The 24,916-nt window shown below is 67.4% G+C and carries 3 protein-coding genes; all 3 read right to left on the reverse strand.

What is annotated here, in order from left to right; genetic code table 11:
- Positions 1–52: 52 nt before the first annotated feature.
- The 3 genes from ACOOGG_RS06225 to ACOOGG_RS06235 are packed head-to-tail and all read right to left on the reverse strand — an operon-like array spanning position 53 to position 24,799.
- Positions 53–10,633 carry a Calx-beta domain-containing protein gene (locus tag ACOOGG_RS06225; RefSeq protein WP_420433374.1) on the reverse strand — a complete coding sequence of 3,527 codons (10,581 nt, stop codon included), beginning with the start codon at positions 10,631–10,633 and terminating at the stop codon, positions 53–55.
- The gene (locus tag ACOOGG_RS06230) at positions 10,569–10,922 is read right to left on the reverse strand and encodes a hypothetical protein (protein ID WP_420433376.1); all 354 of its coding nucleotides are present in this window, start codon (positions 10,920–10,922) and stop codon (positions 10,569–10,571) included. Before ACOOGG_RS06230 ends, ACOOGG_RS06225 begins: the two co-directional genes overlap by 65 nt.
- The gene (locus ACOOGG_RS06235; RefSeq protein ID WP_420433378.1) at positions 10,919–24,799 is read right to left on the reverse strand and encodes a Calx-beta domain-containing protein; all 13,881 of its coding nucleotides are present in this window, start codon (positions 24,797–24,799) and stop codon (positions 10,919–10,921) included. The genes ACOOGG_RS06230 and ACOOGG_RS06235 overlap by 4 nt, the downstream gene beginning before the upstream one ends.
- Positions 24,800–24,916: the final 117 nt, after the last annotated feature.

The following is a 24,916-nucleotide window of genomic DNA, read 5'->3' on the forward strand; positions in this document are numbered from 1 at the left end:
TTGACCCACCATACCAAAGCCAAAAACCCAACAGCAACAGCCCCCGCCGTGCTCAGCATTGGGAGAGGGCCGCGAGGGTGCGCGAAATGCGGTCCCAGCGGGTGTTTTTGAGCCAGTCGGCGACTCCTTGGGCTTGGTCGGCGGTCATGGGGGTTTGGCCGGTGTCGACGCCGAGCGCGGCGAGGACGCGGTCGAAGCGCTTGATCCCGGCGGTGTTGGTGAGCGCGTCGCGCCATTGGGTGATCTCGGCGACGGTGACCGCGTCAGCAGGCAGGACGCATTCGGGCGGCGAGCCGTCGGTGTCGGTCGTGTCGTCGGCGTCGGTGTCCTGCTCGCTGTTGTCGCTGTCAGTGTCTTGCTGGTCCTGCTCAGACTCGTCGGTGTCTTGGCCGGTGTCTGTGTCTGTGTCGCTGTCGGTGTTGTCGGTGTCGGGGGTGTCGGTCGTGTCGTCGGCGTCGGTGTCCTGCTCGCTGTCGGTGTCGGTGTCGGGGGTGTCGCCGGTGTCGGGGGTGTCGCCGGTGTCGGGGGTGTCGCCGGTGCTCTGCTGGTCCTGCTGCTCGGCGGTGTCGGTGTCCTGATCGACGGTGTCTTGCTGGTTGTTGTCGGTGGGGGTTTCGGTGATGGTGCCGGTGGCGGTGTTTTGGGTGGGGTGGGCTTCGGCGGGGCCGATGACTCGGTGGATGCGGGCGGTGAAGGTTTCGGTGGGTTCGGGGGTGCCATCGCCGAAGATGTACACCTCGTGTACGACGCTGGTCTGGCCGGCGGGTATGTGTGCTGTGGTGGCGAGGCTGATGTAGTCCTCGCCGGATTTGGCGGTGCCGTCGCGCAGGCTGATCGAAACGGCGACAGCTTCGGCGGCGGGCTTGTCGAGGGTGATGCGGAAGCGGATGTACCGATCGTTTTCTGTGGCGGCGGCGTCGCCGATGGACACCTGCGGCAGGGCGACGTCGTCGCTGGTGACGGCGACCGTCGCTGTTCGGGCGGTGGCGTGGCGGTCGTAGTCGTAGTTGTCATCGATTGCGACGGTGATTTCGCCGTCGGGTTCGTGGCGAGCGTCGTCTGTGGTTCTCACCGCGATGGTGGCGGTGCCTGAGGTTCCGATGGTGACGGTGCGCGTCCCGGTCTTGGCTCCCCAGTCGCCGTCCTGTGACACGGTGAAACTCACCACGAGCGGCAGCACCGGGGCGGGATCGACAGTGATGGTGTAGCCGGCGGCGGCGCCCTCGGCGACCGACGCCGCGTCGGCGGTGACCGACACGACAGGCGCGGCGCCGTTCGGGTCGTCGTCGCGGACCTTTACTGTCGCGGCCCCGTAGTCGGGGTCGGGGTCGGGGTCGTAGCCGTCGCCGTCGACGACCGTGGCGGTGATCTGTCCGTCGCTCTCGCGGGTGCCGTCGGCAACGGTGGGCACCGCGAACGTCGCGACACCCGTGGCGGGCACATCTACGGTGACGGTGCGAGGCTGATCGGCGGCCAGGTAACCGGCCGCGCCTGTTAGCTCGACGGTCACCGCGGTAGCGGCCCCGTCGGCGTGCGCGGGGCTGACCTGCACCGCGAACCGCGCCGGGGCGCCCTCGGTCACCGCGTCGCTGTCCGCGGATATCAACGCCCGCGGGCTCGGAGCGTCGAGCGCGTCATGGTTGGAGATCACATACCTCAACACGCGGCCTAAACCGCGGTTCAAGCTCGTGCCCTGCGGATCGTGCAAATACACCTCGATCGTCTCGCCGGAGTCCTCGTGCGCGTCGTCCAACAGCCGCAGATAGAAATGAGCGCGGTCGCCGCCCGCCGGCAGGTGCGTCCCGTCGCTGGGGTTGTTCGGGTACGAACAGTTGCCGTTCAGCCGCAACGGCAGGTTGAACCGGTTCCTCACCTGATAGTCCACACCCAACGTCGCGGTGCCCTCGAAGCACAGCTGGAACCCCCACGGATTGGGGATCTGCTCGAAATCGGCCGGGAACGGATCATCGCTGCGCCACACACGCGCCCGCATCACCGCGAAATGCGCCCAACCGCCCGCCTCGGGCACACCAATCGGCTTAGTCCTATCACCCTTATACACACTAAAGAATGCGAAATCGTCGTTCGACACCTCATACGGCGTGATGTCCGTCACCGTCACCGGCAACGACGCCGTCGCCCCGTCGTAGCCGCCGGCCTCCGCAGACAGCGAAATCTCCGTCATCACGTCATCTGGATCGGCGTCGCCCTCCGCGTGAGCGTTCACCCACACCGTCACGCCCACATCCCACTTCGACCGCACTATGAAGTAAGTCAGCTTCTGCCGCCGCGGGATCCCGCTATTGCGCTGGCTCAACGACACCCCAGAACTCTCCGGCACAGACACATCCACCTGCACAATCCCCGACGGCTTGGACGCCAAACGCACCTCGAACGACCCCTGACCGCCCTCAGTAATCTTCAGACTCGGAACCGACAACTTCAACAAACCGTCGCCGTCGGTGATCGCCACCGTCGCCCCCGTCACCGTCACACCCGACAATGAGCCCGAAATCAACGCCGCACCGGCAGCCGTCTCCGAGCTGTCAGGAGTCGGGGTCAACGTGAACGTGTGCGACCCCGACATCGCCTCCGCCGCAATGTTGATGTTGAAACCCGACACCTGTGTGAACTGGACCTGGTTCGCAGTGTCGTGGCCCGCCACCGTGACCGCCACCGTCTTCGCCGTCCCGAACCTGGTGCCACCGGTCACCGTGGCAGTCACGGTCACCTGCCTCGGCCCATCATTCTCGCTCACCGAAACGGGGCTAACACTCAAGGCGATCCCCGACGGAGCGGCGTCATCGTCGGTAAGGGTGATTGTGGAGGTGGCCGTCATCGAACCGCTCGTCGCTGCCACCGTCACCGTGTTGTCCACCTCGTTCACAACATCGTTCACAGGCATCAGCCGGAACGAAGCCGTACGCCCCGTACGCGACGCCGCAGCACCCGCCGGGATCGTGATATCGAATCCATTCACTGCTTGCATGTCCACATAATTCGTGCTCGCGGTGTCCGCCAGCGGCGTGACCGTCACCGACACCGTCTTCGCCGAAGCAAACCGCGTCGAGCCGACCACCTCCGCGGTCACCGTGATCGGCGTCAAACCGTCATCCTCAGCCACGCTGTTTCTATTAACGCTCAACCTGATTCCCGACGGCGCGGCGTCATCGTCGGTGATCGTCACCGTCTCCGACGCAGACGAACCGACCGTGTAACCCGACCCCGAGGACAGGGTCAGGATGATCGTCTCGTCGTCGTCGTCGACAATGTCGTCGGTGACCGTGATCGTGATCCTCCCCAACCCGTCGGTGCCGACCGACACGGGGCTGGCGATCATCGTGTAATCCGTGCCGTTGGTCGCAGTGCCGTCGATCGTGTAGGACACGTCCAGGCTCGCCGTCGGCGCTGGCGACGCCTCCACCAACACAGTCACACTCCGGCTGCCCGACGCCTCGGTCGCCGTGTACGTATCCGTCCGGAACTGCACCACCGGCGTGGTCGGCACCTTGAACTCCGGCGACATGGCGTAGAAGCGGTTGCTGTTGGTGTTGGCCTCCTGGCCCTTGTTCAGCGGGCCGCCCGACGCGGCCTGCGTACCCGGACCCCACGCCGTCTGGCTGGCGTGGCCCAACGGGTTGGCGTGCAACGTGCAGTTGTTGTTCATGCCGGTCCACACCTTGGACCCGTCGCCGGCGTTGCCGTCCTCGTGGCGCAGATGGTTGGTGCCGCTGGTCCAGCGGTTGTCCCAACCGCTGTCACAGAAATCGAAATAGTTGTCCGCGACCTTCGACCCGCCCAGCCAATAAACCGGCGTGCCCGCACTCGCAGCGCTCGTCGACCCGTCCGCCCACACATTGCTGCCGCTCTGCCATATCCCCACATGGCCCCGACCCGCCACATTCGCCGACGGCGCGGAGGAGCTGCGCGTGCTGGCGAACACCTTGAAGAAACCGACATACGGCAACACGTCCTGATGGCCACCGCTGGCGCCGACGCGGCGCACAAACTCGTCGTAGTCCGCTATGTCCGAAGACGTCGCGTCGCCCGCCTCCGAGGTCATGAACATCAGACGGAACGCCCCGCCGGCGGCCACCGTGGACGGCTTCAACGCCCACGACAACGGCACCTCGATGTCGCCCGTCTCGTCGTCCACCAGCACCACACCCACCGGGCCGCCCGACAAGTCGCCCAACGTGACGCCGCCCGACGCGCTCGGCGCCCGACTGCCCGTGCCGTAACCGACCACCACATACGGCTGCGTGCGCGCACTGTTGTCCACCGGCGTCAACCGCAGCGTCGCCGACGACGCGCCCGCGGCGAACTCGACCGCCGGGTTCTGCGTAGTGTGGGTGCCGCCGCTAGTGGTCAGCGACACGCCGGTGTTCGTTCCGCTCAACCCGAACGTGTAGTCGGTGGTGACGGTCGCACCGGCGACGGTGAGCGGCACCGTCACCGTCTCGCTGCCGGCGAGCGCGCGGCCCAGCGTCAAAGTGATCGTGCGATAGCCGGTGCTGTTGCCGGCGCCCTCCACCGCGTTGCCGTCGCTGTCGCCGTCGGAAGTGGCCATGGTCACGGTGATGGGGTCGTCGTTGTCGGTGATGGTGACCGTGGCCGACGACGGCGAGGCCGTCGAGACTCCACGCTGCCCCGCCGCCACCGTCAGCGCCACGGTGAAGTCCTCCGACGGTTCGTCGTCGCTGTCATCGGTAATGGCGATGGTCGCTTCGGCGCCGGTGTTCTGCGCGAGAATCGTGACCGAGTCGAGGGCGTCGTTGTCGTAATCGACGTCCTCGCCGGTCCCGCCGGAACCGCCGGTGGCGGTGCCGTCGGACGGCGTGAGCGCCACTTCCACCGGGATCGCCGCGGCGCCGGTCATTAGCACCGTGATCGTGACGGTCCCGTCGCCCTCGCCGACGGTGTAGTCCATCGAGTTGAGCTGCACCGTTACGGTGTCCTGGTCATTGATGTTCACCGTCGTAGACGCCTGCGTGCCCACCGTGTAACCGGTGCCGGCACCCAAGGTCAGCGTGAACTCCTCAGTGCCCTCCAGGATCGAATCGTCAAGGATCCTCACGCTGACCATCGCCGACGTCTCGCCTGCCGGGAACGTGAACGTCGCCGCCGGCGCGGTGAAGTCCGACCCAGCGGCAGCGGTGCCGTTCGTCGCGGTCAACGCCACCGTCAACGCGGACAATGGCGCCTCATCGGCGTTCACCGTCACGACGATCGTGCCGGAGTTGACGTTCTCGTCGACGCTGTAGGTCGCCGCCCCGAACGTCAACTCCGGCTCAACCGCGGCGGTGACCTTGAACACCGGCGACAGGGCCAGCATCGGCTTCTGGGTGGTCCGGCTCGCCGCACTGCCGCTGAGAGTGCCGCCCGAAGCAACGTTGGCGGCGGTCACTTGAGTCGCCCCTAGCCGGTTTGTGGCCTGCGCGGTGCCGTCGTTGAGGCTGCCGGTCCAGAACGTAGCGGTGGCGGTGCGCGCCGCGCCCGACTCGGTGGTGTCCACCGCAGACTGGTCCGCTCCGCCGTCCCAGGAATTGTCATAGAAGTCGAAGTAGTTGTCGGCGACCTTGTTGGCCGACGGGACGGCCAACCAATACATCGCCACGCCCGAATCCGACGCGTTAGCCGAACTGTCAGTGTGGCCGCCCGCGTTGGAGTTCAGCGTGGGATCCCACATGCCGGTGTTGACGCGCGCGTCGGCGGTCGCCGTGCTCGCCACGACCGTCACCAGCCCGCCATACGGCTTCAGCTCCGCGTGGCCGCCCGCGGCGACGACGCCCTGCGCCCAGCGGTTGTACACGTCGATGTCGGATGACTCCGCGGCGCGCGTCTGGGAGGTGACGAACATCAACCGGAACTCGCCGCCCTCAGACAAACCAGCCGGTAACAAAGCCCAATCCGACGGCACCACGATGTCGCCCGACTCGTCGTCCACCAGCACCACCCCGACCGGGCCGCCGGACACCGTGCCCAGCGTCGCGACCGACGCGCTCGGCGCCCGCGAACCCGTCCCGTAACTGACCACCACATACGGCTGCGTGCGGACGTTGTTGTCAACCGGCGTCAACCGCAGCGTCGCCGACGACGCGCCCGCGGCGAACTCCACGGCGGGGTTCTGCGTAGTGTGGGTGCCGCCGGTGGTGGTCAGCGTGACGCCGGTGTTCGTTCCGCTCAGCCCGAACGTGTAGTCGGTGGTGACGGTCGCACCGGCGACGGTGAGCGGCACCGTCACCGTCTCGCTGCCGGCGAGCGCGCGGCCCAGCGTCAAAGTGATCGTGCGATAGCCGGTGCTGTTGCCGGCGCCCTCCACCGCGTTGCCGTCGCTGTCGCCGTCGGAAGTGGCCATGGTCACGGTGATGGGGTCGTCGTTGTCGGTGATGGTGACCGTGGCCGACGACGGCGAGGCCGTCGAGACTCCACGCTGCCCCGCCGCCACCGTCAGCGCCACGGTGAAGTCCTCCGACGGTTCGTCGTCGCTGTCATCGGTAATGGCGATGGTCGCTTCGGCGCTGCTGTTCTGCGCGAGAATCGTGACCGAGTCGAGGGCGTCGTTGTCGTAATCGACGTCCTCGCCGGTCCCGCCGGAACCGCCGGTGGCGGTGCCGTCGGACGGCGTGAGCGCCACTTCCACCGGGATCGCCGCGGCGCCGGTCATTAGCACCGTGATCGTGACGGTCCCGTCGCCCTCGCCGACGGTGTAGTCCATCGAGTTGAGCTGCACCGTTACGGTGTCCTGGTCATTGATGTTCACCGTCGTAGACGCCTGCGTGCCCACCGTGTAACCGGTGCCGGCACCCAAGGTCAGCGTGAACTCCTCAGTGCCCTCCAGGATCGAATCGTCAAGGATCCTCACGCTGACCATCGCCGACGTCTCGCCTGCCGGGAACGTGAACGTCGCCGCCGGCGCGGTGAAGTCCGACCCAGCGGCAGCGGTGCCGTTCGTCGCGGTCAACGCCACCGTCAACGCGGACAATGGCGCCTCATCGGCGTTCACCGTCACGACGATCGTGCCGGAGTTGACGTTCTCGTCGACGCTGTAGGTCGCCGCCCCGAACGTCAACTCCGGCTCAACCGCGGCGGTGACCTTGAACACCGGCGACAGGGCCAGCATCGGCTTCTGGGTGGTCCGGCTCGCCGCACTGCCGCTGAGAGTGCCGCCCGAAGCAACGTTGGCGGCGGTCACTTGAGTCGCCCCTAGCCGGTTTGTGGCCTGCGCGGTGCCGTCGTTGAGGCTGCCGGTCCAGAACGTAGCGGTGGCGGTGCGCGCCGCGCCCGACTCGGTGGTGTCCACCGCAGACTGGTCCGCTCCGCCGTCCCAGGAATTGTCATAGAAGTCGAAGTAGTTGTCGGCGACCTTGTTGGCCGACGGGACGGCCAACCAATACATCGCCACGCCCGAATCCGACGCGTTAGCCGAACTGTCAGTGTGGCCGCCCGCGTTGGAGTTCAGCGTGGGATCCCACATGCCGGTGTTGACGCGTGCGTCGGCGGTCGCCGTGCTCGCCACGACCGTCACCAGCCCGCCATACGGCTTCAGCTCCGCGTGGCCGCCCGCGGCGACGACGCCCTGTGCCCAGCGGTTGTACACGTCGATGTCGGATGACTCCGCGGCGCGGGTCTGGGAGGTGACGAACATCAACCGGAACTCGCCGCCCTCAGACAAACCAGCCGGTAACAAAGCCCAATCCGACGGCACCACGATGTCGCCCGACTCGTCGTCCACCAGCACCACACCCACCGGGCCGCCGGACACCGTGCCCAGCGTCGCGACCGACGCGCTCGGCGCCCGCGCACCCGTCCCGTAACTGACCACCACATACGGCTGCGTGCGCTTGTCGTTGTCAACCGGCGTCAACCGCAGCGTCGCCGACGACGCGCCCGCCGAGAACTCCACGGCGGGGTTCTGCGCCGTGTGAGTACCGCCAGTAGTGGCCAGCAGCGACACACCGGTCTGCGATGTCGGCTGCAGCCCGAACGTGTAATCGGTGGCGACGGTCGCGCCGACGACGGTGAGCGGCACCGTGACCGTCTCGCTGCCGGCGAGCGCCCGACCCAGCGTCAAAGTGATCGTGCGATAACCGGTGCTGTCACCGGCGCCTTCTACTGCGTTGCCGTCGCTGTCGCCGTCAGATGCGGCCATCGTCACGGTCACCGGCCTGCCGGCGTCGGCGTCGGTGATGGTGACTTTGGCGGTGACGCCGTTCTCGGCTGAGACGACGGGTGAGGGGAGGATCCCGAACTCGAGGATCAGGAACTCGTCGCCCTCAATGAGGCTGTCGGCGGTGGCGGTGAGCGCGATCGTGCCCGTCCTGGAGCCGTTGCTGATGGCGACGATGCCGTTGTTGGACAGCGTGAAATCGGCCAGCGAGGCGGTGGGCAGCCCGAGGGTGCGCATCCGCACCGGAATGTTCAGGTGGGCGGGCGCGTTGCCGTTGAGGGTGACCGTCACCGTCAACGGCAACGCGCCCTCGGCGACGGTGCCGCCGCCGGAAACGGTGAGCGACGCTTCGCGCTGCTGGCTCGGCTCGAACAGACGGATTTCGCGCAGTTGCTCGCTCTCCCTGCTGCCGCGAACCAGACCGCCGCCCAGGTTGGTCTTGCGGGCAGCCGCGTTGAGCCCGCCGGCGGGCACCAGCACCTTCACCCTCTCGTCCTTGTTGTCGCGGTCGCCGTTCACCGCGGTGAACGTGATCGTGGCCGTCTCCGCGCCGGCACCGTCGAAGACCACCACCAGCGGCGCCTTGTAGGGACCCGGGCCACCCAGCGGATCCGCCTTGAGCGACACCTTGGTCCCCGACACTGACCACGACAGCGCCCGCATCCGCTCCAACAACCGCGCCGGACCCCACAGGATCGCCTGAGTGAAGCTCGTCACCGTCAACGGCACCTCAGCCACCTCACCAGCCACCAAAGCCCGACCCAAGCTAACCGTCACATCCACCGTGCCCTTAGAGCCCTCAAACGTACTGCCGCCGCCCGAGAGGGTCACCTCGGTCGCCTCGTCGTCGACGATGCCCACCTCCACGTTGTCCGCGGTGGCAACTGAGCCGTAACCCGTCGCCGAGTGGGCGACTCTGCCCGTGCTGTGGGGACCGGCACCGGTGTTGTCGAGGCTGTCGTCGGTGCCCGCCGCGGCGGTGACCTTCACCTCCTGGGGCACCCACCAGTTCGACGATGTGAACGTCAGCGTCGCCGTCGCGGCGGCCGCGGCGTCGTCCACGCTGACCTCTACGCCCCCGTAAGCGGTCGCTTCGACGGTCACCGTGCCCGCCGGGTCGGTCGCCAGCCGCACCGTGTAGGTGTCCGACGCGCCCCGCGCAGCTTCGTTGTTCTCACTCACCCAGGTGTCGTCGCCGGTCTCGGCTATCACCACGCCCGCCGGGCCGTCGTCGTCCAAGACCGTCAACTCGAAGCTGTTGTCGTCGCCGTCTGCAATCACGCCGCCGGCGAGGTTCGTGCCGTCGGCCACCGCGCTGGTCAAACCCAACGACACGGTCATCGAATCCGAATCGGCCGCTGCGGTCTCGTCGAGGGCGGGGACCTCGTCCACCAAGGTCAGCGTCAACTCCGCGGTCCGCGCCCCGGCGCCGCTGAGAGTGACCACCGCGTACAACGCCCCGGCGGTGCCCGACACCGGCCCGACCGTCACGCCCGTGTTCGTGGCGCCCTGCTTGGGCACCAACGCCACATCGGCATCGGTCAGGCCGGCGCCGCCGCCGAACAGCACCCGCACCGCGGCGGTCTCCCCCGCCGCCAGCGCACGCCCCAACGACACAGCCACATCGGCTAAGCCGACGCCCTCGACGATCAGGCCGCTGTCGACCCGCGCCAAACGCACCACAGTGGCGTCATCATCGGCAACCGTCACCGTGGTTGCTGCGGTCGTGCCCAAGCTGTAGGCGCTTCTCTCGTCGAGGGTCACCACGATCGTCTCGGGCGGCTCGTCGGCAGCATCGTCGAGCACCGTTATCGGGATCGACGCGGTGGTCGCCTCCGCGGGGATCGAGACGTTGCCCGACAGCGCCGTGAAATCGTCACCCGACGTGGCGGTGCCGGTCACCGTGTAGCCGACGGTCACCGACCACGACGGTGCCGGCGACAAACTCAACCCCAACGACACCGCCCGATCCCCTGCGGCCTCCCCTGCGGTGTGCGCCGCGCTGGTGAACTGCACCTGTGGCGCCGCCGGCAGGTCGTCGTCGGCCACCTCTGCGTCCACCGAGGCCGACAGGCCTTCATACTTCGAGTCGCTGCTCGACGATGACACCGTCACCGTCACATCACGGACCCCGCCGGTGTTGTCGTCGTCTACGGCGTGCACCGTCACCGCCTGGGACACCAACGCCCTGGGAGGCGTGAACGTCAACTGCACCGACGCCGCCTTCGCGCCGCCGGCGGTGCTGACCAGCAGCGCCGACGAGTCGCCGCTGGTCACCGTCACCGTCACATCGCTGGTCGGCCGCGACGCCAACGCCACCAGCAACGTGTCGGTCCCCGACGGCTCCGACACCCGCAGCACACCGCCCACAACAGACGTCTTGAGCTCCGCCGTGTCGTCATCGGTGATCACCACGTCGAACGAGTTCGCGCCCGCGCCGGGCTGCCGCGCCGCCGGCCACATGAGTGCCCAGACTCTCCGCCGACAGATCACCCAACGCGACCGTCAACGTCTCGGCGTCCTCGTCGACCGCGTCGTTCGACGCCCACAACGACACCGCCGCCACCTGCGCCCCCGCTCCGTGGAAGCGCACCACCGGCGAAAGCGACGACACCTCCAACAACTCCACACCCACATTCGCCTCACCGGTCGTGAGCGCCAACAACACATCGGAGGCGGTGACGTTCGTGCCTGACAGCACCAACGGCACGTCCACCCTCTCGCTTGCGGTCAACACCCGCCCCAACGTCACCGTGAACGTCGCCTCACGCGCCGTAGCGGCCGCCGCCGGGTCCTCTGAGATCGAGCCGCTGTCGGTGCGGGCCAGCACCACCTCCACCGGATCGGCCTCAGGATCAGGACCAGGACCAGGACCAGGCCAGGGCCAGGACCAGGACCAGGGTCGGTGCTGGCGCCGGTGAACACCACACCATCACCCACCAAATCCGCCTTCAGTGCCGTGTCGGCCAGCGACGCGCCCGTCACCGCGACCGCGCCCGGCGCGACACTCAACACGTTCGCCAGCACCGCAGCCGACGTCGCCGACACCCTCACCGTCGCAGTGGATGCGGCGGGGCCGGTGAACACCACCGACGAGACGTCCAACGACACGCCGGTGCCCGACTCCGCCAGCGTGAAATCGGTATCCAGCGTGCCGCCGGTGAACGCCAACGGCACCGTCACCGTCTCGCCTGCCAGCACCAACGAGTCGAGTGACACCTTGATCGCCGCGGTGTCGCTGGTGTGATCGGCATCCGACCCCAACGCAGACGTCACCTCCACCGCGGCGTTCAACAGACTGAGCGTGCCCACCGGGTCCACCGCTTCCCACTCGACAGATTCGCTGTTGCCGCCGCCGTCGGTGTAATCCACCGTCACACGCAGATACTTGCCCGCATCGGCGGCCGTCACCGAATACGAAGCAGTGTCCGCACCCGCACCCGTCGCGGCGGTCCACCCGGTGCTGCCGTCCGCGGACACCTCCCACACATACGACGCCGCGGCCGGGTCGCCGTCAGGGTCGCCGGACAGCGAAGCCGTCAGCGTCGAGCGGCCCGCCACCGGCACGCCCGCAATCACAACCGTGCCGTCGCCCTCGTCCACGTCGGTCACCGTCACCGACACCGGCTGACGCACCGCCGTCGCCGTGCCGTCGGAGCCAATAGAGGTCGCCACCACCACCAGGGCGACCTGTGGGCTGGTCTCGCGGTCAAAGCCCGGCGCCGGCGTCGTCCCGCCGAAGCGATGGGGAATCGGCCCGTAAGAGATCTGGCCGGTCGCCGAATCGATCTTGAAGCCCGCCGGCGGCGGCGCCTGCGATGGGCCCTCCAGCGAGTACGTGACCGTGTCGCCGTCGGCGTCGGTCGCCGTCACCGGCGAACCCACATTCACCGGGCCCTTGTCGTTCTCCTCCAAGCTCAGATCGCCCGGCACCGCAGCGAATACGGCGTCCGCCAACGCCGACGCCTTCGACACCCCATCGGCCACGCTCACACCCGCAGACGCCCCCGTGTGGCCCGCCGCGGTGAACACCACCAGCACCGACTCGGCGTCGGTGTCCAAATCGTCGACCGCGGTCACCGTCACCGACTGCGGCTCGTCCCAATCAGACGTGCTGAACGTCAACGACGCAGGCGACACCCGCACCGCCAACCCATCCCACGACAACACCGACATCACCACACCACCGCTCGGCTGCTCGCTCAACCGCACCTGCACCTCCGCAGAAGCAGCATCCCCGCCGCCCTCGGTCACGCTCACCGTGCCCGGCCACGCCAGCACCGCCGCCGCGGTCGCGTCGTCGTCGACCAACTGCACCGACGCCGACCCCGACACGACGCCGCCCACCGGCCCGACCACCACACCACCACCGGGCTGGTCCGCCGCCCCAGCCGCCAAACCGAAGGTCGCCACCTCATGCACACCGTCGTCATCATCGCCGGCGGTCACCGTCAGCTCCGCCTCATCCACCGTCACGCCCTGAGTGTCCGAACCGGTGAACACCACCACCGGCGCCAACGTGTTGCCGCCCTCCACCGACACGCCCGCACTGCCCCCATCGACGACCATCACATCGCCGGCCTCGACACCCGCACCGGTGATCGCCAGCGGCACCCTCAACGACTCGTCCGCGCCCAACACGCGGCCCAGCTGTACGTTCACCGTCGCCGACGACGACGCATCGCCCTCCGCCGCGAACCCGCCGCCACCAAACCGCACCACCGCCGGCGGCGGCGCATCGTCATCAGCCAACTCGATCGACAATGACGCCGGCGACACCACCAAACCCGCAGGCACCACCGACGCCGACACAGACACCACCTCGTCAGGCTGGTCCACCTCGTTGGCTGTGGGCGTCAACGTGAACCTCGCAGACGCCGACCCGGCGCCCGCCGTGATCGTCACATCGAAATCGTCCACAGCAGCGAACCCCACCGCCCCCTCAACACCCGAACCATCCACAGACACCGACACCACCACATCGGACTCGTAACGCGACTCGTTCGACAGCTCCGCCCGCACCCTCACCCTCGTCGCCCCGTCGCCCTCGGACACCTTGTCGGTGTCGACGCTCAACAGCACCTCCGGCGCGGTGTCGTCATTGGTGATCTGCACCGTCCGCGACGTGTGCTCACCCAACGTGTAACCCGGAGACGGCAACAACGTCACCACCACCGTCTCAGCACCCTCCACCCACACGTCATCGATCAACGACACCACGATCTCGCCGCGCGACACCGCGCCCGGCTGCGAGCTGCTCAGCACGTAACCCTCCACCACCAACAACGCCGAAGGCGACACCACCGCATCCGCGCCCGCCTTATTCGCCTCCGTGCCCACCCTCGCGGTGCCCGACACCGAATAGGCCACCTTCAAGCTCTCACTGGACCTCAACGGCTCCGACAACACCACACCCAAACGCGCCACCACACCATCGGTCTCCACCACCGACACACCACCCGAAGACCCGAACGACACCTCCGGCACGTCCGCAGAAACAACCCTCACCGACACCGAAGGCACCATCAACGAAGTCGGGTAGTCGGTGGTGGAAGTGGTCACAGCGTGGGTGATCGTCGTGGCGCCGACGGCGACGCCAGTGACGGTGACCTGCTGGGACGCGCCCCAATCCGACGAGGTGAACGTCAACGCGCCCGACACGGAAGCCTTGGCCGTGTCGCCCGAGGTGGGCGTCACCACCACCGTGCCGCCCGGATCGGAAGCCAGCTGCACGCTGTAAGTGACCGTGTCGTCCTCACGCACCGACACCGAGCCGGACGTCACCACCACCGCGGGAGCAATGGTGTGGTCGGTGACGTTGACGGTTACCGGGTCGATGGTGATCTGGTGGTAGGGGTTATCGGTGTTCAATACCGAGGCGGTGTGGGCGAGTTCCACGGTCTCGTCGGTGGTGTCGCTGTCGGCTATGGCGTTTACGGTGACGGTCTGCGCGGTCGACCAGATGCCGGTGCCCGAGGTGGTGAAGGTGAGCTCGGCGGTGGCGCCGGCGGTGCCGCCGGGCGCTGTGACGGTGACGGCGTCGCGGTGCGCTTGGGGGACGGTGACGGTGACGGTCACGTCCTGCACGGGGTCGGAGGTCAGTTTGAGGGTGTAGGTGCCGGCGGCGCCGCCCTCGGTGACCGCAACGCTGGCCGCTGACGCCACCACTTTGTCGCCGGCGGGGTCGTTGTCGACGATGTACACGTCGGCGACGTCGTAGAGGTAGCCGGCGGGCAGGTTCTCGGGTCTGGCCTCGATCCGCAGCCGTTCCGTGGATTCGTCGGCGCTGTCGTCGGCGATGTCGAACGTCAACGTCATCGTGTCGTCGCCCGCCTCGATGACGGCTTCGGCACCAAAGCCGTGTGCGGGGGTGTAATCGGTGCCCGAGGTGGCACGCGCCGGCGAACCGAACAGGTCCTTGGGGCCTGCGAGCTGGGCGGGGTTATCGATGTAACGGAACCGCACCCGCACATCGCGGTGCACAGCATGCGACAGACCCAAATCGAGGCTGACCGTGCCGGCCCCTTCGGGCACCCTCACCCGGTCCGACCCCGTGAACGTCAACAGGTACTCGTCGTCAACGACTGTGGTGTCGAAGCTGTGGGCGGTGGCTGAGCGGACGACAGCGTCGACAGTCGTGCCGGTCCGCGCCGCAAGCACAGTGTCGTCGGCGACGGCGATGGTGACCGTCTCGTTGCGGGGCGTCTCCAAGACGTCGTCGAACGCTTCGAGCATCAGCGTCGCAGTCTTAGCGCCCGCACCGTCGAACACCACCACCGGCGTCAGCGTGTCCACATCGGTGATGCTCACCCCGGTGTTCAGCGAGTCGCCGTCCGCGAGGACCAGATCCTCAAAATCGTCGACGGTGACACCGGTGCCTGAAACCACCAGCGGCACATCGATCCGTTCGCCCGAGCCCAGAACACGGCTGAGCCTGACCTCGAAAGCGATCGCGCCGTGCGCCGGGTCGACCCATACACCGTTCTCGTCCTCATAAGCGTCGCCGGACGTGCCCTCGTTGACGGTCGCCCCGCTGGTACGCACCGCCGAGACCTGCACCGCGGCCTCGTCGTCGACGATCGTGCCGGTCGCCGTCAGCGACTCGCCGCCGCCGGCGAGGGTGGCTTTCGCCGGGTTCGAGAAGCTCAACACGACCGTCTCGTCGGGCTCGGCTGTGGTGTCACCGTTGACGGTCACCGTCACCGACTCGGCGGTGTCATACGGCTTGAACGTCACCGTGCCCGCCTCGACCGCCTTGTAGTCGGCGTTGGCACCCGAGGTGGCGGTGCCGGTGCCCGTATCGGCGTAGTCCACAGTCACCGTTCTGCCGCTGGGACTGTCCAACGTCACCGTGAACACCAGATCCGTCGTGCCGCTGTCGCCCTCCGCCACAGTCGGGGCATCAACCGACAGCACCGGCGGGGCATCGTCGTCGGTGACCGTCACAACCACCTCAGCGGCAGCACCGTCGAAGCTGGTGCCCACCGCCGACGCCACAAGCCTGACGGTCCCGGTCCGTTCGTCGGAGTTGTCGACGTTGTTGTTGAGCGCGCTCACCGTCACCGTCTGCGCGTCGCTCCAGTCGCTGGCGGTGAACACCAACTTCTTCGGGCTCACCGTCACGACAGGGAACTCACCCGTGACCGCGACCTCCACGCTCCCGCTCTGGGGCGCCTCGCTCAACGCCACGGTGAACGTGACCTGGTTCTCGCGCACCGACGGCGTAGCAGAGTCGTCGACCTCGTGGATTGTCGCCGTCGTCGTAGACAGCCTCAGCATGCCGTCGTCGTTGGTGATCACACCGTTGGCTTTCTGGCCGGCCGCATCGATCACCGCATGCACCGGATCGGACAGCTCCACCACGACCAACTCATCAGGCTCGACGTCGACATCTCCTTTCACCTTCACCGTCACCGTCTTGGACGTCTCACCCGCCGCGAAGCTCAGCGTCCCCGCCACGAAAGCCTCATAATCCACAGAATCGGTGGCGCCGCGCCGGCCGGCCGCGGCCTGTGCGGGAGTGAGCTTCACAGCCCCGCTGCTGTAATCGACCGTCACCGTCCGGGCGGCCGCGGGCGTCAACGTCACCGTGAACACCAGATCAGAGGTACCGCTGTCACCCTCTGCGGTGCTGCTGCCGGCGATCGACAGCACCGGCGGCGCCGAAGTGTCGTCGTTGCGGATATCGCCGATACTCGGCCCCGCGTCCGGGTTCAACACCGCCACCGTCGGGTCCCGCAGATACAACACCAAGTTCTCATCAGGCTCAACGACGACGTCGCCGAACACCTTCACCGTGATCGTCTTCGTCGTCTCACCCGGCGCGAACGTCAACGTCCCCGGCGTCACGGCCTCGTGGTCAACGCCCGGCACAGTGGTGCTGAGCGCATCCCAACGCAAATACTCCACCGTCACCGTGCGCAGACTCGCCGGCGTCAACGTCACCGTGAACACCAAATCCGTCGTGCCGCTGTCACCCTCCACAACACCCGGGCTGGCAATCGACAGCACCGGCGGCAAGTCCACCACGTCCACCGACACCGACGGCACCGAGGTGACCGACGCATAGTTGCCTGTGCCCGACACCGTGTGCGTCACCTCCACCGTGCGCTTCTGGCCCGGGTTCTCCACCGTGTCGGCATCGCCGGTCACGGTGACCGTCTGCGGCACCGACCAGTTCGACATCGTGAACTCCAAACTGGCCGGGCTCACCGACAACGCCGCAGAGTCGCCGCTTGTGGGCGTGACCGTGACCGTCACACCCGAGTCGGGCTCCGAATTCAGACGCACCTCATAGGTCGCCCGGTCGTCCCGGCCGGCCGTGGCCGCATCGTCGGCCTCCAACACCCGCAACGTCACCGGCCTGACCGTCACGCCCGCGGTGTCGTCGTCGGCCACCTCCACCACAGCCGAACCTCCGTCACCCTGCGCCACGAAATAGTCGCCCGCACTCGACGGCGCCTCAACCGTCACCGTCACCGTGCCGATGCCGCTGCTGTCCACGGTGGGAACCCTCAACTCGAACGACGTCTCATTCGCCGGGATCGTCACCTGCCGGGAACCCTCATCGCCGACAGCCACATAATCTGTCGAACCCGACTCGGCCACGGTCACATTCACAACCAACGCGCTGGACGTCACCGTGTTGCGTGTCACCTCGAACACTGCGCCGGTGCCCTCGAACACCTCCACCGAAGCCGCCGTGACGCTGACCGTCGGGTCGTCGTCGAGGATCCGGACCGTGGCGGAGTCCCGCACGGTCCCCGCCGGCAGATGCTGGGGCTTCGCAATAACCTGCAAGGTCTCCGTCGACTCCACGACAGCATCGTCGATAATCGGGAACACCAAGGTGGCACGGCGCTCACCGGCAGGGACCGTCACCGGATCGGTGAAGTCGTTGCCGAGCTCGTAATCCGCGGACTCCGTGGCGGTCTGATCCACGAACGCCAACGCCACCCGCTCATCACGGTCCAGCGCACGCGACAACTCCACTGTCACCGTTGCGGTGCCGTCGCCCTCGTTCACCGTGTACACGCTCTGGGTGAACTTCGCCTCGTACTCGTCGTCGAGGACCGTCACCGTGAAATCGCCAGCGCTCGAATCCACCACCAGCGTCTCGGACACGTTCGTGTCGGTGTCCGCGTTCAGCGTCGCCGCGCCGGCCACCGCCACTGTCACGACCTCGCGGCGGGGCGTCTCCAGCACTTCGTCGATGGGTTCGAGTTCCAGCGTCGCCACCTGCGCGCCCTCGCCCTCGAAGGTCACCGTCGGTGTCAACGACCCGGCATCCTGCACGCTCACGCCTGTGTTCAAACCCTCCCCCGCCGTCGGCGCCAAAGCGGCGAAGTCGGACGAAGCGGCGAAGTTCGACGCCGTGACCCCCGTGCCCGAGACGACCAACCCGACATCGACGCGTTCGCCCGCCGCCAGGGCACGACCCAGCGTCACCACAAAAGCGATCTTCTCACCGGGCGTGCTGCCGGTGCCCTCATTCACCGTCGCCGCGCTCGAACGCTCCACCGACACAGACATGTCCGTACTGCCTGTGTCGTCGTCGCTCACCGCCGCGGTGGCCGCCGCAGGATCACCTACACGGTAACCCGCACCCGGCTTGAGCGTCGCAGTAACCACCCCCGCCGGCTCGGCGTTGACATCATTGGTAATCGGCACGCTGTAAGTGCTGGTGCGCTGCGCCGCCGCGAAGGTCAGCGTCCTGTCGCCCTCCTCGGACAGCGCAACAAACTGCCCGGACTCAGAAATATTCAAGGTCACATCCACACCCACCGGATCCCGGTCCGCGGTCACCGTGAAGGTCGCCGACGCGCCGGGGCCCTCAACCACCGGACCGGCGGAGGTAACAGTGAAGGTCGGGGGGTCGTCGTCGATGATCTCGACGGCGTGGACGTTGAAGTCACCGACGCCGTAGTCCTCGCCGCCGCGCAGTGCTAGGACCACAGTCTCGGAAACCTCGTTGGTTTCGTCGTCGATGATGGTTATCGGGATCTCTACGGTCCCGCTTCCGGCGCTGACCTCCACCTCGCCCAACGCCCGGTAGTCGGAAGCGCTGACGGCGGTTCCGCTGATGGCGTAGCTCACCATGGTGTCCTTGGTGGGAGCGGGGTCGAGCTTCACCATGACGTTGTGGGTGCCGGTGTTCTCCGCCGCCGTCGATTCCGCGTCCTCGAAGAAGATCTCTCCCTCGGATATCTCGAACACAGCGGAGATGCCCAGCATCTCGATCTTTGTATCTCGGGATCCGATGCTATAGCCCAGTGGTTCTTGGCCCGGGGCCACAGTGTCGAAGAATCCGCCTCGGAGAACTGCGCCCCTCAGGTGATTGCCCAACGCCTCGTGATCTAAGCAGGCTTCCCCGGCATAAAAGCCGGCGTGTACCCAGTCCCTCGAGAATAAGTAGAGCCTATTGGATGAGGAGCCCGGCCTGAGGTCCTGGGCGCAGGTGCCGGTGTGGTGCCTGTTGCTGCCCTCGTACGCCTCGCCGTCTGCGTGCCGCGCGTGCTCTATGAGTTGCGCGTCCCAGTTTCCGTCCCAGAAGTCCTCGTGGTCGTCGGCGAGCTTGTCGCCGCCCAGCCAGTAGATAGGCGTGTCCCAGGTGGTGATGGGGTCGTCCTCGCCCTCGTCGAGGCCGAGGCTGTGGCTGGTGGCGGTGATCGCATGGGCGTCCACGGTCACCGTGCTGCCGATCACCTCGAAGCTGTTCCGGTAGGGCTTGATCGCCTCGTGGCCCACGGTTGCAAGGTCGTTGCGGATGAAGGTGCGATAAGTGTTGATGTCCGCCGAGGTGGCGGCCGTCTTGTCCTTGGTGGCGAACAGCAGCCGGAACCGATCGCCTGCTTCGAGGCCATCGGGGGCCAAGGTCCACTCCGGACTCACCAGGGTGGTGTCCACGATGCGGATGGTGAGGCGATCGTTGACGCCCACGACGAAACCCTCCGGAGGCGTGATGGCGACGGTGAACGTCTCGTAGTCCTCAATCTCGGCGTCGAAGGGGATTTCGATCTTGAATGTCTCGGCTGTCTCGCCGGCCGGCACGGTGACCGTGAACGGCCCGGCCTCGAAGTCCGCTCCGGAGGTGGCGGTGCCGGCAGTGGTGGTGACGGTGAAGGTTTCGTCCTTGGTCGGGGCAACGGCCAGTTCCAGGGTCAGTGAGAGGTCGACCTTCTCGCATGAGTCGTCGCCGGGCTGGCATGAAAGGGCGGCCTTGCGTGAGAGTTCGCTGGTCTCGAACACATTGATGTAGGGGGTGTCGAAGGGAACGCTGAACTGCACGATGTTGGCGCTGTCGCCCGACAGCTTGAACACCCCCGATAGGCCCAGGAAGGCGTTGTCGTCGCCCTTGGGGACGGCGACAGCGCTGATGGCGTTCTTGGCCTGGCCGACCGCGCCGGCTCTGACGGTCTGCCCGCCCGTACCCAGGTACTGGGTGCCGGATCGAACCCCGGCTCTTAGGTGCGTCGTGCCGGTGGACGTGCCGGTCGCCGCGGCTTTGGTGTTGGTGGACTGCACGCCGTTGGCGTTGCGATGATGGTTCGCTTGGTTGGCGGCCCATGTGCCGTCCCAGAAGTCGTTGTGGCTGTCGGCCACCTTGAGCCCGCCGAGCCAGTAGATGGGCGTGCTCCACGGTGTGTGGCTGGGCTGGTTGGTGTTCTCCATGATGCCGGTGGCGGTGTGCCACGCAGCGCCGACGGTCTCGGTGCTGCCCACCACCCGGAAGGTCGGCGCGTAGTCGCGGATGGCGGCGTGGCCGGTGGATGCGCCGCTGACGCTGGCGCGCACGAAGCTGTCGTAGTCGGCAATGTCGGCCGAAGTGGCGTCCCGCTCGTTGCTGGTCTTGAACATCAGCCGGAACTGATCGCCGTCCTTCAAGCCCGGAGGTGCCAGCGCCCAGGTGCCCGGCACCTCGGTGACGTTGGTGATCTGCACAGTGGCGGTGCTGTTGTTGCCCGCGGTGAATCCCGCCGGCAGAGTGCCGATGCTGATGGTGAAGGTCTCGTAGTCCTCGATCACATTGTCGGGCTCGATTTCGATCTCGAATGTCCCGGCTGTTTCGTTGGCCGGCACGGTGACCGTGAACGGCCCGGCCTCGAAGTCCGCCCCGGAGGTGGCCGTGCCGGCAGTGGTGGTGACGGTGAAGGTCTGAGGGCTCGTCGGCGCGGCGTCCAGGAGCAGGGTCACCTCCAGGTTCGACTTCTCCAGGTCCGTCTCTTCCAGAACGTTGTATTCGACGCGGTCGAACTCGACGGCGTTGTCGCCGGGGTCCGACAGCTCGAACACCCCCGAGAGGCCCAAGTACGGATTGCGGTCCGCCGCTGGGCGGAGGTCGTGGTTGATGGGGTTGCTCGTTTTGCCGACTCCGCCATGGCGAACCGCAGACTGGGTGACTTTGAATCCGTCGCCAAACCGGGTCACGACCTCGCCATGAGGCGCTTGGACGCCTGCGGTGGCGTGAGTTGTTCCGGTCAGTGTGCCGGTGTTGGCGCCTTCGGTGCGGGTCGACACCACGCCCTTGGCGTTGCGATGATCGGCCGCTTCGTTGGCGTCCCATGTGCCGTCCCAGAAGTCGTTGTGGTCGTCGGCCAGCTTGTCGCCGCCGAGCCAGTAGATGGGCGTGCTCCACGGTGTGTGGCTGGGCTGGTTGGTGTTCTCCATGATGCCGGTGGCGGTGTGCCAGGCGGCGGCGACGGTGCGGGTGCTGACCACCACCCGGAAGGTCGGCGCGTACTCGCGGATGGCGGCGTGGCCGGTGGAGGCGCCGCGGATGCGGTTACGGACGAAGGTGTCGAAGTCCCCGATGTTTTCGCTATTCGCTCTTCGCGTATTGTCGGTCTTGAACAGCAGCCGGAACTGATCGCCGGCGCTCAAACCCTTGGGCGTGAAGTGCCAGTTGCCCGACACCACGGTCACGTTGGTGATCTGAACGTCAGCCGAAGAGAGTTGGCCCACGGCCACGCCCGACGGAGGATCGGAGATGGTGAGCGAGAAGGTCTCGTAGCCCTCGATCAGCTTGTCGGCGGGGATGGCGATGTCGAAGCGGTGCTTGGTGACGTTGGCCGGCACGGTGACGGTGAACGGGCCGGCGGTGAAGTCGGCGCCGGGGGTGGCGCTGCCGGCGGTGGCGGTCACCGTGAACGTTGAGGGCTTCGATACGGGTGAGCTCATCACCAGCCTCGGCGAGAGGTTGGTGTTCTCCAGAACGTTGTAGCGGCCGCGCTCGAAGCCAACGGTGGGGATCGTGCGGAACACCGGCGAGTAGCCGTACAGCGGGCGCTGTTGGGTTTTGGCCGCAGGCGCCGCGTGCCACAGGTTGCCGCCGCTGTCAGCGCCGCCCCTCGAAGGGGTGCTGCTGCCCAGCGGATGGTTCCACGCCTCGCACGCGTTGCCCGAACCGGTCCACGGCTCATAGGGCCGGAAGTCGCTTATGCTGCCCGTCGGGACGTTGCGGGCGCCGTTCTGGCTGCGCGGGTCGTTGCGGTCGAACCCGTCGCGGACCCCGGTGCCCGTACCCGCCCAGAACTGGTCGCACAGGTCCCGGTAGTTGTTGGCCAGCCTGGCGCCACCCAGCCAGTACGTCGGCACCCCCGCGGCGTCGGAATCGGTGCCCGAGCCGTCCGCCCAGGTGGGGTTGTGGCCGTTGTGCTCGATGGTCATCGCGTTGTGCACCCGGGCCGTGGTGCCTGTGGTGCCCGAACCGCTGCGCGTCGAGGCGAACACCTTGAAGAAACCCGCATAGGGCTTGATCGCGCCATGGCCGCTCTTGGCGATGACGGAGCGGACGAACTCGTCGTACACGTCGATGTCGGTCGAGGTGGCGTCGGTTGCCGCGGTGGTGCGGAACAGCAGGCGGAAGTCATCGCCCGCCAACAGCCCCGACGGCGCTAGGGCCCAGCCCGTCGACACCGTGATGTCGCCCGTCTCGTCGTCGATCAGCACAACACCGAAAGGCCCGCCCGTCGCAGCGGCCACAGTCGTGGCAGACACGGCGGACGGCGCCCTGTTGCCCGCGCCGTACTCGATGACCACGTACGGCTGGGTGCGTCTGGTGTTGTCGACGGGTGTGAGGCGCAGCGTGGCCGACAAGGCGCCCGCCGTGAATACCACCGCCGGGTTCTGCGCGGAGTGCGAACCCGACGTGGCCAGGGACACCCCCGTTTGTGTGGCCGGCGCCAGGCCGAACGTGAAGTCGCTGCTCACCGTGGCGCCCCGCACCCGCAAAGGCACCGTCACCGACTCGTCACCCGTCAGGGCCCGGTCCAAGGTGATCGTGATCGTGCGGTAGCCCGTCGTATCCGACGCTGCCTCCACCGCGTTGCCGTCGGCGTCGCCGTCGGTCGCCGTCATCGAAACCGACACCGGTTGCCCTTCGTTGTCGGTGATGGTCAGCGTGTGGGCGCCGATCGGGGTATTCACCGTCGAGTAGCCGTCGCCTGAGATCAACGCCAAGACCACACCCTCGCTGAACTCCTCGACATCGTCGTCGATGATCGCTATCGGGATGTTCACGCTGGTGGCGCCGGCGCTGACGTCCACAGTTCCGCTCAGCTCGGTGTAGTCCTCGCCCGGCTCGGCTCTCCCCGCCGAGCTTCCAATTACGTACTTGACCGTGATGTCCTCGTGCGGCGACGGGCGGAGGTTCAACACCACGTTCACCGTGCCCGCGTCCTCGGCCGCGCTGGAGGTCGCCGAAGCGAACGACGCAACCGGCGCATCGTCGTCGGTGACGGTGACTGTGCCGGGTTCGACGGTGACGCCGCTGAGGGTGCCCGAGACGGTGACGGTCTCGTCGGCTTCGTCGGTGCCGTCATCGGTGGGGGTCAGCGCGAACGCGGCCGACGCCGAGGCGCCACCGGCGGGGATCACGATGTTGAACGTCGACGGGGCGGCGGTGACGTCCACCGCGTTCGCCACACCGGAGGACGCCACGGTCACCGCCACGGTCTGCGCGGTGCCGAACAGGATGTTGCCGTCCACCGTGGCCGTGACAGTGACCGTGGTGGTCCCGTCGCCCTCGGCCACCGACGGCGGCGCCGCGCTCAGCGTGACGTCGGTGGGCGCGGCGTCGTCGTCGGTAACGGTGACGGCGACGTCGTCGATGGGCATTGCGGACGTGTACTTGCTGCCGTCGCCGACGGTGACGGCGTGGGCGATGCTCACGGTGCGCTTGTCGCCGGGGTTGTCTACGTCGTCGTCGACGCCAGCCACGGTCACCGTCTGGGGGTTGTTCCAGTCCGACGACGTGAACGTCAGCGTCTGCGAACCGCCCGCGGTGCCGCCCGACTTGTTCACCGTCGCCACGTCCGCCGCACCCGAGGTGACCGTGACGGTGACATCGGCCAGGGGCTCGGTGTCGAGCACCACCGTGTAGCTGTCGGTCTCCGAGCCGTCCTCGGGGACGCTGGTGCCCGCGGGCGTGGGTGACTCGGTAATGGTGACGCCGGCGGTGTCGTCGTCGGTGACGATCACGTCGACGTCGGCGATCTTCGCAGAGGTGGTGTAATCGCCGCCGTCGCCGACGGTGATGGCGTGGGTGAGCGTCACGGTGCGCTTGTCGCCGGGGTTGTCTACTTCGTCGTCGACGCCGCGCACGCGGATCGTCTCGGCGGTCGGAATTAAGCCCAAAGTGGCGAACACCAGGTCCACCTGAGAGGCCCAAAATCTGTCGCTGGCCCGGTTGGTGATCTCTACGCCCGCGGGGGCGGTGACCTGCACCGTGACGTTCGACGCGGGCGCAGTGTCGAACTTCAGCGTGTAGCTGTCGGTCGCCGAGCCGTCCTCGGGCACCTGCGTCGATCCGCCGGTCTCGGTCACGGTCACACCCGCGTCGTCGTCGGTGATGGTGATCCTCACGGAGTCGGGTGTGCCCGAGATGATGCCTGCGTTGTCGTCCGCGGGGAGGGTTCCGAACTCCAGGATGAGGAACTCGTCGTCCTCGGAGACGGTGTCGTTGACAGCGGTGAAGGTGAGCGTGGCGGTGCGCTTGTCGCTGCCGATCACGGCCACGCCTTCGTTGCTCAGCGTGAAGTCGCCGGCCGAGGCGGTGGGGAACCCGGTGGTTCGCATCCGCACCGGGATCTCCGTGCCCGCAGCGGCGTCCCCGTCGAGGTTGACCTCCACGGTGAGGGTGCCGCCCTCGGCGACGGTGCCGCCGCCGGAGACGCTGAGGGATGCCTTGCGCTGCTGGTTCGGCTCTCGCAGCGAGATGTCCCGGAACGAATAGCCCCCAACGGGCGC

Source organism: Candidatus Poriferisocius sp. (assembly GCF_965214065.1).
GTDB lineage: Bacteria > Actinomycetota > Acidimicrobiia > Acidimicrobiales > Bin134 > Poriferisocius.